The following is a 13,133-nucleotide window of genomic DNA, read 5'->3' as shown; positions in this document are numbered from 1 at the left end:
TCGCTACATAAAAGGAGAATGAAATGAAAAAATTTGTTGGGAAGCATAAAAAAAGAATAATGATCGGCTCAAGTATTTTGCTACTACTTGTAGCAATCGGTTTAGCCTTACGTTTTAACTTAATTTATAGTGAAGCGTATGTAAAAAAGATGGCAAAGGTTGAAAAAGTCTATTCATGGGAAGAAAAGACTACTCCTGTGCGTTTATATCAGGTGCATGGAACTTACGGTTTTATGGATGATAAAAAAACGATCATTCAAAAACCTTTTATGAAAGAGCTTTATGCGTTTAATCAGCAAGGAATCGCTGTGTATCAAGATCATTTGAGCAAACGTTGGGGCTTTGTGAATGACCACGGAGAAATTTTACAGCCTGCATTTATGAAAGATGTTTATGTGTGGCAACCTGAAACAGCTAGTTTCTATGAAGCAAAAAATTTCCATTTTACTAAAGCACCCTCTCTTTACTTTTTTAAAGATCAGCAATCCAAAAAATATGGGTTGATCGACGGCAATGGTCAGCTTCTTAGAAAACCAATAATGGAAAGTTACGAGACATTCTCAACAAATGGATTAGTATTTTCTTATGCTGTAAAAAAAGATAAGCAAGTATTATATGGGTTAATGGACCAACATGGAAAAACGGTTGTAGAACCCTTTGCCACATCGCTTAATTTTCCATTTAGGAGTGATGATCGGAACATCGCTACTTACCAACTAGAAAAAAATGGAAATTTGGATTGATCGATTGGACAGGAAAAATTTTATCTAAACCTTTTGCGGCTGAAATAGATTTTAGTCATTTAAGTAATAGACCTCTCGTTCAATACAAGGAGGAGAAAAACGGTTTATATGGCTTAGCTAAATTGGATGGAACGATTTTAACGAAACCTTTTGCTGAGTCTATTCATCTAAACGATGACAAAAAAATCGCTACATTCTCAATAGATCGAGGCAAAGATACTCTTTATGGTACTGTGGATACGGTGACAGGCGATATCAAACAAGAAGCGTTTGCTACTACTATTGAAGAAATGAACGATCAGCTCTCCTATTACATGACGGAAAAAAATAACGAAAAGGGATTACTTTCAGCAGATGGAACGATTTTGAAAAAGAACTTTACTCGCTTTTTCGGCTGGCGAGAAGAACAAAATCTTGATTCTGAATCAACTGATTCAGAGGAAGAATTATTTGATGAAAATGGATTGACCTGTTTTGAAGAACCAAAAACGGCGTTACTCGGTTTGATGGATAAAAATGGGACGATTGTTAAAGAACCCTTTGCAGCATATATCAATCATTATTCTGATGGTCTGGCCGTTTTTTTACAAGAGGATAAAGAGACGGATCAATTTTTATATGGATTTATGGATAAAAATGGAAACATCATCAAAGAGCCTTTCGCAACGGCAATGTCCAGTTTCAATAACGGGGTGGCTTGGTTTGAAGATCCGGCGTCAGGTAAAGGCGGACTCATCAATAAACAAGGTCAGATCATCCGAAAACCGTTTGCCTTTGGTGGAACACAATTTGCGGATAGTGGTATTGCGACGTTTTCATTAACTGATAACGGTAAAAATGGGATCATCAATACAGAAGGTGAAATTTTAAAAAATCCGTTTGCTTTTGAATTTGCCTCGATCAATCGCTCTTATGAGATTTATAAATACAAAGAAAACGAAAATGATTTGTACGGCTTGATCGACAGTCAAGGCACGATCATCAAAGAACCCTTTGCCTACCAAATTGAATCTGAAACGCCTCAAAAGGCATCACAAAAGTTAGTTACATTCACTGAAAGTGAAGATGGCCTTTGGGGTATTCTCAATGATCAAGGTCAGATCGTTAAGGAGCCTTTTGCTTATAAAATAATTTCATTTGCAGGGACTCAAAATGTGCTCGGCTTTTGCTTGGAAGAAAAAGGTCCAATTGGTTTGATTGATCAAGAGGGTACTATTATTCGCCCGCCTTCCCTTACATTTATCAAGGAACTAAATTCCGACAAAAATCAACCTCTTCGCTATATTTATGAAGAAAAAGAAACCCATTTAGAAGGTCTCATGGATGAACAGTTACAACCTATAACTGAACCTTTTGCTGCGACAATCGGTCTTTATGAAGGTGGTTTTTCAAAGGAACGGATTGCTTCTGCTGCAATGCCTTATAAGGTCTATACGGAAGGGAATGAACCGAATAATCATGGTTTGATTACGCCGAATGGAAAAATTTTACAACAACCTTTTGCAACTAAAATAGAAACGTTCAACGAAGACGGGATTGCTTCATTTCTCTATGATGAAAAGGGTATTACAAAAGCAGGCTTGGTCAATGAAAAAGGAGTTATTATAGAAAAATAATTTTTCACGTAGTAAATAGCTTGATGCTGTATGGATTCTTCTCTCATACAGCGCCAAGCCTAATTTTTTCATCTTAAAATAAGTCTTCTCTATTTAGAATGATTCATTTTAACGTAATCATCGAATAGAACTTCTGTTTCTTTCAGCCCACATCTTGTGGTGACTACTCATCCTTTTGAATCGCTTTGTTTTCCTCTAGATCATCTCCTTTTAAAATTTCATCAAGTGAAAAATCAAAAAAGAAGCTTAGCTCAACTAATGTATCTAAGTTGGGATAAGATTGTTCATTTTCCCATCTTGATACGGTTTGTCTCGTTACATGGAACGTATCAGCTAATTCTTGTTGTGTTAATTTTTTTCTTTCCCTGCTTTCTTTTAATAATTTCCCAATCTTCATACAGACATCCTATCCTTAAAAACTTTTTTTCAGCCCAGTGTCCTGATTCCGTGTTAACTTAAATATCACACACTCTAAATGATTAAAAAAGCAATTTATATGTTACATTTCCTATTCGTGCATTTCGTTTTGGAAGTACCGTTAGGAAAAAGGGAATTTATTACTATCTTTGGGAATAATTATGATACGAAAGATGGGACTACAGTTCTTGATTATGTACATGTGGTAGATTTAGCTGAGGTTCATTTGTTGGCAATAGATTATCTATCAAAGGACAATGACCGTACTATTTTTAATATGGGCAGTTCTGTTGGCTTTTCAACATTGGAGATTATTCAAACAATCGAAGAGCATACTCAGAAAAATATTCCAATAAAATATGGACAACCTAGGGCCGGTGATCCCCACTCTTTGATTGCTTCAAGTAAAAAAATCGAAGCGTTATTGGGTTGGAAACCTAAGTATACTGATTTGGATTCGATGATTGATAGTGCTTGGAAATGGCATGAGAACCATCTAGATGGCTACACTTCTTAAACAAGCATTCAACCATTAAATAAGATCGAAACAAGAGATTTAGAGAGCAAAATAAAGTGGTTATTTAGTTTTATTTTGCTCTCCTTTTCTTGATTTAAATATACACAAAAAATGAGAAATTAGGCGATTATTCACTGATTTTTATCACTACATTTCCTTTTTTCCGACCAGACTCAACATAGGTATAAGCTTCTTTAATTTGACTCATTTGATAAATTCTATCAACAACTGGTTTTATTTGCCCATTTCCCGCTAGCTCTACCAGTCTGCTCAAATCTGAACTACTCGCTCTCACAAGGCCTTTAGCAATTGTTGCAAAATTACCTTCGTCTTTTAACGCGTTTTGCCAATCTTTTTTAGCAGTTTTTCCAACAGCATCAAATACATAATCATATTTTTCTAAGTTCATTTTCAAGTCATCAGTTGTATAGTCTAGTACATGATCTGCTCCTAGTGACATGACCATTTTCCTATTTTTAGCGCTACAAACGCCTGTCACTTCTGCACCAAAGTATTTTGCGAGTTGGATACTTGAACTACCTACTGCACCCGAAGCCCCATAAATCAGAATTTTTGTCTGTTTATTGATTGCTACTTTTTTTAGAAAATGTAGGGCAGCTGTTCCTCCAAAAGCAAGTGTTACAGCCTCTTCATAAGATAAATTTTCTGGAATTACCGTGATTGCTTTTTTTTCGTTCAGCGAAATATATTCCGCATGGCATCCAAACTTCATTCCAGTTGAAGCAATCACTCGATCCCCAATTTTGTATGTTCCAACATTTTTCCCCACCTGCTCCACAACACCAGCTAAATCAGTTCCCAAAATGGGATTTCTAGGGCGTGTCAACCCAAATGCTATTTTAACAAAAGGATTTGCTGCATTTTTCACTACGCAATCACCACTAGCGACAGTAGTTGCTTTGATTTTTATAAGAAGTTCATTTGGTTTTACTGTTGGTATTGGACTCTCTTTTATTTTCAATAAATCAGACGAACCATATCCTTCACAAACAATTGCTTTCATTTATTTATCCCCCGATTGTGTTTGATCAACTTCATCACTCTCACCATAAGAGAATACTTCCTCCAATGACAAGTCGAAAACGCGTGCAATTAAAAAGGCGATTTCGATAGTCGGTGAGTACTTTTCTTTTTCGATTGCAACAATCGTTTGTCTTGATACCCCAACTAAATCGGCTAATTGCTGCTGTGTCATTTCATCTTTTAAAAAACGTAGTTTCCGTATGTTATTGTGTACATTGGTTTTTTTCATATTATGCCTCTCTTTCATAATAGAATATATAGGATCCTTCTAAAATGATACCAGATGCTAGGAAAGTATAGGCTAGTATTTTGAACATCATCTCTATTGGCTGATTATAAATCACTAGCACTAAGGATAGAAAGAAACCAGCTGTAAAAGTAAAACACAAATTTCGAACGGCTTTTAGTTCAATCAATTGATCTCTTTCATCAACGATCTTAGGCTCTCTTTCGCTAGAAAAGATTGAATGTACAAGTTTGAAGAGAATCATTACAATAATTTTGATCACAATATTTGCGACTAAAAGAATGACAAAAAACTCAGCCCACACCTTTGGGATTTCTGGAGATGATACGCTTAAATCATCCATTTGTTTTAATACATTTGGGTAAAAAGAAAGAAAAACAACAATGTTAGTTATCAAGGAAACTAACGCCTTTTTAGAATAATAAGTCATGTTAAAACTCCTTTCAAGTATGTGTTGTTTGATTCAGTGTCAAACAACGTATACACAGATTAACATAAGAAGGTCGCCAATGTCAATAAACTTTGACACGGAATCAAATTTTATTGATACAGGATCTATCTTCTTGATCAGTTTTAATGAAAAATGGACTCTAAAACAAGAGTAGCTCGTCTTGTTTCAGAGTCCATTATTTAAATGATCTATTCTATTTCTAAAGGTAAACATTCAGTTTGTCCTACTATACCCAATCGTGCTATCACTTTTTCTGCTAAAAAATGAACTTTATTTCATTATAGAAACAGTGTTTGATAAACGAATAACATCTGAGAATCAGCTTCTCAGTATCTTCTCCATCGCTCTCCCCTTCGCTAGTTCATCAATCAACTTATCTAGATAACGAATTTTTTGCATCAATGGATCCTCGATCTCTTCCACACGATACCCGCAAATCACTCCTTTGATCAATGACACATTAGGATTTAATTCTGGTGCTTCCGCAAAAAATGTTTCAAAATCTACTTTTGTATCCAGCTGCTTTTGCAATGCGGCATCATCGTAGCCTGTTAGCCAAGTGATGATTTCATCCACTTCTGTCTTGTTACGACCTTTTTTCTCTACTTTTTGGATATATAATGGGTAAACACTGGCAAAAGACATGGCAAATATTTTTGGTTTTTTTGCTTCCATTTTTCTCATCCTTTATTCCATATTTGATTTCATTATAACTTTATTTTGATCAATTGTTACACTTTGATGCTTCACTTCTATTTTTTTCTCACATTTCCTTATTTTCTTTTATATTTCTCAAAGTTGCTGTAAGCTGACCGATCCGTTGCTTTTCAATTTGTGTTATTAATGACAACACTTGTTGTATTCCTTCTGTCTTTTCTAATGCTATTTTTTGGTCAAGCGTAAGCTTTTTTTGCGGTTCTTTTTTTCTAGGGATTGGTTTCGTTTGTTTGTTCTGTTTCTTATCTATTATTATGAACGCAAAAAAGAACAATAGAATACCAACTATTACTATCATCATACAGATACAGCTCCTTATTTTTGTTACATTTGATTGATAGGTATGGTCATTAGACTCTCAATTAAGATGAGTAACACCACAGCAATCAGCCATAAGTATTTTCCTCCCAAAAGTTGACTGACCCAGATACTATACATCAGGATAACATCAAACATTGTGCTTATCTTCCTATATTTTCACAACTGCTTAACATTCATTTTGCCAAAGTTTTATAGAAAATACTAGTTTTATTGTAAATAAAAAACTGAGACATACCATGCAGGTCATATCTCAGTTACTTAAAGTTCAGATAAACAGTGGAAGTAGAAATCTCCACCCTCTTTATTTTTCTATTCTTGCCCTAAAAGATCTAAAATAATTTGGGCATGCATGCCTGATCCAACAGGGAAACATTCCTCCATAATTTTAAATTTTGGATGATGATTCATATAGTCACAACCTTCTGCTGCTGTTCCACCACCTAAAATAAAGAATGAGCCTGGCTTAACATCTGTATAGGCAGAGAAATCCTCGCCCCCCATCATTTTAGGGGCTTCAAACATCCGCTCTTTACCGACAACCTTTTCAGCCGCTGCCATAACGATATCTGTAGCAGCACTGTCATTATTGACTTCACTATACCCTAGTAAATAATGTAAGTCATAAGTAGCATCGTACATTTTACAAATTCCAGCAATGATTGCCTCGATCCGTTTTTGAATAAACACTCGAACCTCTTTACTATTCGTCCGAACCGTCCCTTGGATCTGCGCTGTATCTGGAATGACATTCGCTGTTTTTCCAGCATTAAATTCACCAATCGAAATAACGGCATTATCGAACGGGCTGATATTTCTTGAAACGATGTTGTTCAAGTTATTAATGATTTCTACACCGATCATGATTGGATCAACAGAAAGATCAGGTGTTGATCCATGAGAGCCTTTTCCTTGGATTTTCAAGGTAAAGACATCAGAAGCTGCACTGGCAGGACCTTTTCTTGTTCCCACCATTCCAACTGGAATATTGGGTGCGATATGTAAACCAAAAACCATATCGACATCATCCATCACGCCCGCTTCGACTAATAATTTTGCTCCTCCTGGCGGCTCTTCTTCCGCTGGCTGAAAGATAAATTTTACAGTACCTGCTATTTTATCCTGCATCTCGCTCAAGACTTTGACCGCGCCCAAGAGCATCGCAGTGTGTGTATCATGTCCGCAAGCATGCATCACACCAGGATTTTCAGATGGAAAATCAACATCTGCTTCTTCTATGATCGGCAATGCATCGATATCGGCTCTTAACGCAATGGTTTTACCTGGTTTATTGCCTTTTAAAATAGCGATCACACTATTTTCTGTCAACGAGCTGACCTCTAAGTTTGGAAAATCAGCTAGTATTTTTTGAATATATTTAGCCGTTTCTACTTCATGAAAGGATAATTCTGGATGACGATGTAAATGTCTTCTCCATTTCACCATATCTGCTTGAGGCATTTGTTCTTGAATGTTTGTCATTGTGCTTCCTCCTTTTAGTTTAAAGCTATTTTTTTATGACTTACTCTAGATTTTTTCTATTTTTGTTTAATAAACATGATCGTCACAGCCGTTAATAAGCCAACAACTAGAAAGAAAATAAATGTTGAAATGTACTGTCCATTTGATAATTCCACTAATTTTCCGATCAGTGTTGGTGAAACAAAACCGCCTAGGATTCCTCCAGTAGCAAGTGTTCCATAACTTGGCGCAAATTTTGCTCCTTCAAAAATTCGCAATGGAATACTCATCATCGTAACAAATGAGATGATCAAAAAGAAATTCGCTAAGCCCATCACGATCGATAATAAAACTAGATTACCGATATAATAAGAACCGAATGCAGAAAGTGCCCCTAAAATAGCTGTGATCGCAACAACAGCTTTTTCTTTATGTTGGAAAAATTTTCCCACAACATAACTTCCGCCAATCGAGCCAATCAACATGAACAAACCACCTACACTACTGATCACAGCTGCACCATTTAGGTCCAAGCCACGTTCCCCAGTCAAGAAACTAGGTACCCAACTTGAAAGTCCATACAACAAGCAGTTGATGAAAAATGAACTTAGAAATAAAATCCATACTCGAATATCCGACCAAATCACAAAAATAGAGATTTTATCCGTTTTCGTTGCGATAGCATTTGCTTTCTCTTTCGTTTTTTCATTTCTAGGAATAGCCACAATCAGAAAAATAGCAATCACAACTGCCAATACAGTTAAAATCATATACGCATTCTTCCAACCAGCATTTGTGATGATCGGTGATAACGCCAACGGACCAATAAAACCTGCTACCCCTGAAGATGACAGCAAGATCCCCTGAGCGAAAGTTCGCTTCTCAGGCGGGAAATTCATCGTGACTTCTTTACTAGCCGATGATGCATAACCTGAGTGTGCTAACAACCCAGTTAAAAATCGTAATGACATAAACATGATCAACGATGTTCCAAAACCAAATAAGAATGAAAACAGCCCCATTCCGATGACTGAACCAATCAACACAATTCGTGAACCTACTTTATTGATGACCAGTCCCATTGGAATCTGCATGATTGCATAGCCTAAGAAAAAGGCACTCATGATCATCCCCTTCGCTGCAGGTTCCAATCCAAATTCAGCTGAAATTGGAATCAGTGAATACCCCACAGAAAGCTTATCGATGTATACCATTGTGTAGCCTAAAAACAGTGCAATTAACAACAACCCAGTTTTCTTTGTTCCATTTTTTTCCATAATACCTCCTAATTTAAAAGCGTAGCAGGCTCATCCAGCCTTGACCGAAAAATAGGAAAATATAACTGAGGAGGTCTTTGCCTCATTTATATTTTATCTTTTTTCCGAGATGCCATGTAGCGCTGACTACTCCCTCCGCTTATCTTATATATATAAAATAATTGCCATTAATCAAGTATAATCTATAATCCTTCTAAAATGAAGAGTAAAATGAGAATTTTATGGATTAAGCATTAACAAAAATCGGTAAAAATCTAATAATAAAAAAGCATCAGTTAGACAAACTAATCGATGCTTTAGAAACCAAATTATATTTAAAATCCCCATAAACCTAAAAATAAAAATAGAAAGCCTATAGCAAGTAATGTAAAAAATCCAAAACTATTGTGCATATTGATCCCAATTCCATACCCAACACGTTTTGGGATAAAAAAACGAGACTCTGAAAAATATTTTCCACTTTCTTGTTTTGATCTTACGATTGAAGGAATAGAAAAAATTGGATATACCAGTAAAATCAAAGAAATCATAATATTTAATGTTTGATCCAAGAAAACACCTTCTTTCACACTTTTTGCCTTAAGACAGTGATAGATTCTTATTATCTATTCACTAAAATAACTAAAGTGACATAGATAATAATACAAACCACGGCGGTAGCTAGTACCACAAACCAATCCACATTATGGAAAAATTCACTAGGACTCTGTTTCTTTTTCCCAGATTTCCTGTCTTCTTTACTTTGTGTATAGGTGGTCTCAATAATAAAAAAGAGAATATAGAGGGTAAATAAATACATTAAAATCGATGACGTTTGTTCAAATGTATTAATGATATACAAATAGATTGTCAAAAAAGTAAGATATGTCAACAGTCTTTTAGATACGATTCTATCTATCCATTTTTTCATAGAGATCACTCCTTTTAACCTATTATATCACTAAGAATGAATAAAAGAGCTACTTTTTTATAAGGATATACGTAGATTTACCCTCCGTGTTTAGGATCTTTTTTACCTCCTAACCTCTTCCTATGTATCTATTTTTTTACGAATAAATCACTCTTAAATCATTCGTTTTTTCTTTAAGCAATTGTACTAACTCTTTTGGTGCTATGACCTCGGCATCTTTTCCTAGCAGTATAAAAAAATCTGCTGTAAAAGAAATATCCGATCGATCAATTAATAAGGAGAGTTCTGATCGATTATTTTTATGTTGCTGGACACCTTTATATAAGTACTGATTTTCTAGGCATCGTTTTACGCCCGCATCCGTCAGATAAGCAAAAAGTGCCACTGCTTCTTGCGGTTCATAATCTGCTTCAATACGATCTAGTTTGACGGACGTTTCAAAAGATTCATCAGTTACGCTTAACTGTTTGATTCGATCTATCCTAAAATGTCGGGGCTCATGCTTCTTTTGATCAAGAGCAAATAAATACCAGAACCCATTACTGGCGTATATTCCAATCGGGTCTAATACTTTTTGAGACACTTGTTTCACTGATTGATAACATACATGAAGTCGCTTGTGGTCTAGAGCAGCTGTGATCAATTCATTCAAATATGGTGCAGAAACCGCCTGCTTTGGTATGGAAAGTTTAAAATGGTTCGACAACTCCATTAGTTTTCGTTTAACTTCTTGTGGTACAACTTCCAGTAGCTTCTCTTTTGCTGTGACCGTATTCACCTTGAAAGGAAAATCTTCATAATCTGTTAGTGATTGGATCGCAAAATACAATGAAAATAATTCTGCTTCTGTAAACAAGACTGGAGGTAAAATCTGATTCGGTAAAACAGTAAAACCACCACTCCTACCTTTTTTTGACTCAATGTATAAACCCAAATCGGCTAAATCTGAAATATAACGGTACACACTGCGGACCGATACGTGGAACTGATCTGCCAATTCTTGGGCGGTAAATTCTTTTTTATTCTGAATATACCAGAGCATATCGTATATGAGAGTCTCTTTTTTCATTTTTTTCCCTTCTTTCTATAAACTGACAAAAACTGTCATATTTAATCCTTATACTAAGGATAAAGGAGGAATGATTATGAGTCAAATTACTATTCGTGGCGCCCGTACTGGCAATTTAAAGAATATCGATGTGACGATCGAAAAATACCAAATCAATGCGTTTGTTGGTGTGTCTGGATCAGGGAAATCTTCTTTGGTTTTCAACACAATCGCCGCCGAAGCTCAGCGTCAAATGAATGAAACCTACCCTAGTTATATTCGAAATCGCATGCCCCATTTAGAACCGCCGATCGTCGATTCGATCGAACACCTGTCACCTGCTGTGATCATCAACCAAAAAGCACTGGGGGACAATCGTCGTTCAACAGTTGGAACAGTCACCGATATCAATCCAACCTTGCGACTACTTTTTTCAAGATTTGGTCAACCGTTTGTTGGCTTTTCGGATTTATTCTCCTTCAATAATCCAAATGGGATGTGTAAAACCTGTGACGGATTAGGGATCATTACTGAATTTCATTTAGATGAGTTATTGGATTATCAGCGGTCATTAAATCAAGGAGCTATCCGCTTTCCAACCTTTGAGCCTGGTAGCTATCGTTGGAAACGATATGTAGATTCTGGTTTGTTTGATAACGATAAACTATTGAAAGAGTTCACGCCAAAAGAAATGAAACTCTTACTCTATTCAGAGGAAATCAAACCGCCAAATCCTCATGTTGGTTGGTATAAATCTGCCACCTATGAAGGACTGATTCCTCGCATTACTCAGACGTTTATTCAGAATCCATCCAAAACCTATCAGCGTTACTTACCTGACATCCAACGTGTGACGACCCAAGAAAAATGTCCTACTTGCCAAGGGTATCGTTTAAATCAGCGGGCACTATCTTGTAAAATCAATGGTAAACACATTGGGGAATGTTTAGAAATGCAGTTAAATGAATTAAGTGATTTTTTACGAAGTTTAACACAAGTTGGGGTTCAACCTATAATAGCCACTGTCTTACAACAATTGGATCATTTTTGTCAGGTAGGATTAGATTATCTTGATCTAGCAAGAGAAACCGGAACACTCTCTGGGGGGAATCTCAGCGCATCAAGCTAATTCGTTCCATAGGCAGCAGCCTAACAGACCTGATGTACATTTTTGATGAACCTAGTGTCGGCTTGCATCCTCAAGATATTCAAGCGATTGGACAATTGATTCAAACAATCAAAGATAAAGGAAATACGATTTTATTGATTGATCACGACCCGGATATCATTCAATTAGCAGATACTGTTTTTGAATTAGGACCAAAAGCAGGTGTACATGGCGGCGAGCTAATCAGTGTGGGAAGTTATGCTCAGTGGGCGACTCGACAAAAAGAGCAAGCACCTCTATCGCTAAATACTCGACCAGCATTGCCAGATACTTTCTTTCAAATAAACAATCTTTCCAAAAATAATGTCAAGAACATCTCTGTACAGCTTCCAAAGCAACGATTGATTGCGATCACAGGTGTTGCTGGTTCTGGAAAAAGTTCTTTTGCTAAGGCGATACAAGAACAATATAGCGAAGATGTTTTTTATGTCACGCAAAAAAGCTTACGGACAAGTCGTCGTTCAACAGTCCTTTCCTTCATTGGTTTATTTGATGAGGTCAGACAATTGTTCAGTCACAAAAATCATGTCGCAGCTAGTTTGTTTAGTTTTAATGGCAAAGGAGCTTGTCCAGTTTGTAAAGGGAAAGGTTTTGTTGAAACCGAACTCGCTTTTCTTGATCCGATTCGCAGTGTTTGTGAAGCTTGTCAAGGAAATAAGTATCGAAAGGAGGTCCTTCATTATACGTATGCTGACAAAACGATCGTAGAGGTACTAGCTATGTCTGTGGAAGAAAGCAATGATTTTTTTGCAGACCAGCCGAAAATCGCCAAACAATTATTTTGGTTAAATACCATTGGATTAGGCTATCTCACTTTAGGGCAAACTCTTGACACACTTTCTGGCGGAGAGCTACAGCGTTTAAAATTAGCTTGTAATCTCGAGTACCACAATAAAATGATCATCCTAGACGAACCGACAACTGGGTTAAGTAGTCAAGATATCCAAGCATTGCTTCACGTTTTTGATGAATTGCTTCAAAACGAAAATACTCTTTTAGTGATTGAGCATAATGTAGAATTGATTCAACTTGCGGATTGGATGATCGAGTTTGGTCCTGGATCGGGGAAAAAAGGCGGGCAAGTGATTTTTGAAGGGACACCCAGCGACGCTATGAATACATCTGTTTCTGTTACTGGAATGTTTTTAACCTAATCTAATTTAGATTTAGAGACCGGGGCAAAACTAAAAATCAGTTTT

At 36.3% G+C, this 13,133-nt stretch carries 16 protein-coding genes; 5 read left to right on the top strand and 11 right to left on the bottom strand.

Going from position 1 to position 13,133, the window contains the following annotated elements; genetic code table 11:
• The first annotated feature begins 23 nt into the window (after positions 1 to 23).
• Positions 24 to 743 (top strand): hypothetical protein, encoded by a 720-nt coding sequence (locus V192_RS0112845; protein WP_025872356.1) that lies wholly within the window; start codon positions 24 to 26, stop codon positions 741 to 743.
• On the top strand, positions 740 to 2,359 hold the full coding sequence (locus V192_RS0112840) for a WG repeat-containing protein (RefSeq protein WP_025872354.1): 1,620 nt from the start codon (positions 740 to 742) through the stop codon (positions 2,357 to 2,359). Before V192_RS0112845 ends, V192_RS0112840 begins: the two co-directional genes overlap by 4 nt.
• A 163-nt stretch (positions 2,360 to 2,522) precedes the next feature.
• On the opposite strand, the gene V192_RS0112835 is transcribed toward V192_RS0112840, so the two are convergent.
• The gene (locus tag V192_RS0112835) at positions 2,523 to 2,756 is read right to left on the bottom strand and encodes a helix-turn-helix transcriptional regulator (protein WP_025872352.1); all 234 of its coding nucleotides are present in this window, start codon (positions 2,754 to 2,756) and stop codon (positions 2,523 to 2,525) included.
• 129 nt (positions 2,757 to 2,885) lie between these two features.
• Here V192_RS0112835 and V192_RS0112830 point away from each other — a divergent pair, with 129 nt between their 5' ends.
• The gene (locus V192_RS0112830) at positions 2,886 to 3,293 is read left to right on the top strand and encodes a GDP-mannose 4,6-dehydratase (RefSeq protein WP_035011395.1); all 408 of its coding nucleotides are present in this window, start codon (positions 2,886 to 2,888) and stop codon (positions 3,291 to 3,293) included.
• A 127-nt stretch (positions 3,294 to 3,420) separates the two neighbouring features.
• Here the strand turns inward: V192_RS0112830 and V192_RS0112825 are convergent, their stop codons facing one another.
• The 10 genes from V192_RS0112825 to V192_RS0112775 all read right to left on the bottom strand — a co-directional run bounded on the left by V192_RS0112825 (position 3,421) and on the right by V192_RS0112775 (position 10,787).
• The gene (locus tag V192_RS0112825) at positions 3,421 to 4,317 is read right to left on the bottom strand and encodes an NAD(P)-dependent alcohol dehydrogenase (protein ID WP_025872348.1); all 897 of its coding nucleotides are present in this window, start codon (positions 4,315 to 4,317) and stop codon (positions 3,421 to 3,423) included.
• A complete protein-coding gene (locus V192_RS0112820; protein WP_025872345.1) occupies positions 4,318 to 4,566 on the bottom strand; it encodes a helix-turn-helix transcriptional regulator in 249 nt (82 codons plus the stop codon). It abuts the gene before it with no gap.
• Position 4,567: 1 nt separating this feature from the next.
• Positions 4,568 to 5,014, bottom strand: coding sequence for a hypothetical protein (locus tag V192_RS0112815; RefSeq protein ID WP_025872343.1), 447 nt, complete (start codon positions 5,012 to 5,014; stop codon positions 4,568 to 4,570).
• A gap of 339 nt (positions 5,015 to 5,353) precedes the next feature.
• A complete protein-coding gene (locus V192_RS0112810; protein ID WP_025872341.1) occupies positions 5,354 to 5,710 on the bottom strand; it encodes a DUF2200 domain-containing protein in 357 nt (118 codons plus the stop codon).
• Between the two features lie 88 nt (positions 5,711 to 5,798).
• Complete coding sequence (locus tag V192_RS0112805; RefSeq protein WP_025872339.1) at positions 5,799 to 6,053, bottom strand: hypothetical protein; 255 nt, start codon at positions 6,051 to 6,053, stop codon at positions 5,799 to 5,801.
• A gap of 329 nt (positions 6,054 to 6,382) precedes the next feature.
• Complete coding sequence (locus tag V192_RS0112795; protein ID WP_025872338.1) at positions 6,383 to 7,552, bottom strand: M20 metallopeptidase family protein; 1,170 nt, start codon at positions 7,550 to 7,552, stop codon at positions 6,383 to 6,385.
• 56 nt (positions 7,553 to 7,608) lie between these two features.
• Positions 7,609 to 8,808, bottom strand: a complete 1,200-nt coding sequence (locus tag V192_RS0112790) for an MFS transporter (RefSeq protein WP_025872337.1) — start codon at positions 8,806 to 8,808, stop codon at positions 7,609 to 7,611.
• Between the two features lie 314 nt (positions 8,809 to 9,122).
• The gene (locus tag V192_RS0112785) at positions 9,123 to 9,359 is read right to left on the bottom strand and encodes a hypothetical protein (RefSeq protein WP_051581958.1); all 237 of its coding nucleotides are present in this window, start codon (positions 9,357 to 9,359) and stop codon (positions 9,123 to 9,125) included.
• A 50-nt stretch (positions 9,360 to 9,409) separates the two neighbouring features.
• Positions 9,410 to 9,718, bottom strand: a complete 309-nt coding sequence (locus tag V192_RS0112780; RefSeq protein ID WP_025872335.1) for a hypothetical protein — start codon at positions 9,716 to 9,718, stop codon at positions 9,410 to 9,412.
• A gap of 136 nt (positions 9,719 to 9,854) precedes the next feature.
• Positions 9,855 to 10,787: a helix-turn-helix transcriptional regulator gene (locus V192_RS0112775; protein ID WP_025872333.1), complete on the bottom strand. Its 933-nt coding sequence runs from the start codon at positions 10,785 to 10,787 to the stop codon at positions 9,855 to 9,857.
• A 76-nt stretch (positions 10,788 to 10,863) separates the two neighbouring features.
• On the opposite strand from V192_RS0112775, the gene V192_RS21765 reads away from it, so the two are divergent.
• Both V192_RS21765 and V192_RS21760 read left to right on the top strand, forming a co-directional pair.
• Entirely contained in the window at positions 10,864 to 11,895 is a 1,032-nt protein-coding gene (locus V192_RS21765) for an excinuclease ABC subunit UvrA (protein WP_204367689.1), read from the top strand.
• 32 nt (positions 11,896 to 11,927) lie between these two features.
• On the top strand, positions 11,928 to 13,088 hold the full coding sequence (locus V192_RS21760) for an ATP-binding cassette domain-containing protein (protein ID WP_204367688.1): 1,161 nt from the start codon (positions 11,928 to 11,930) through the stop codon (positions 13,086 to 13,088).
• The last annotated feature ends 45 nt before the right edge of the window (positions 13,089 to 13,133 follow it).

The organism is Enterococcus crotali, from assembly GCF_000633635.1.
Classification (GTDB): domain Bacteria; phylum Bacillota; class Bacilli; order Lactobacillales; family Enterococcaceae; genus Enterococcus_L; species Enterococcus_L crotali.
Note: the sequence above shows the minus strand (reverse complement) of the source record. Positions and strands in the feature narration are given on the sequence as shown.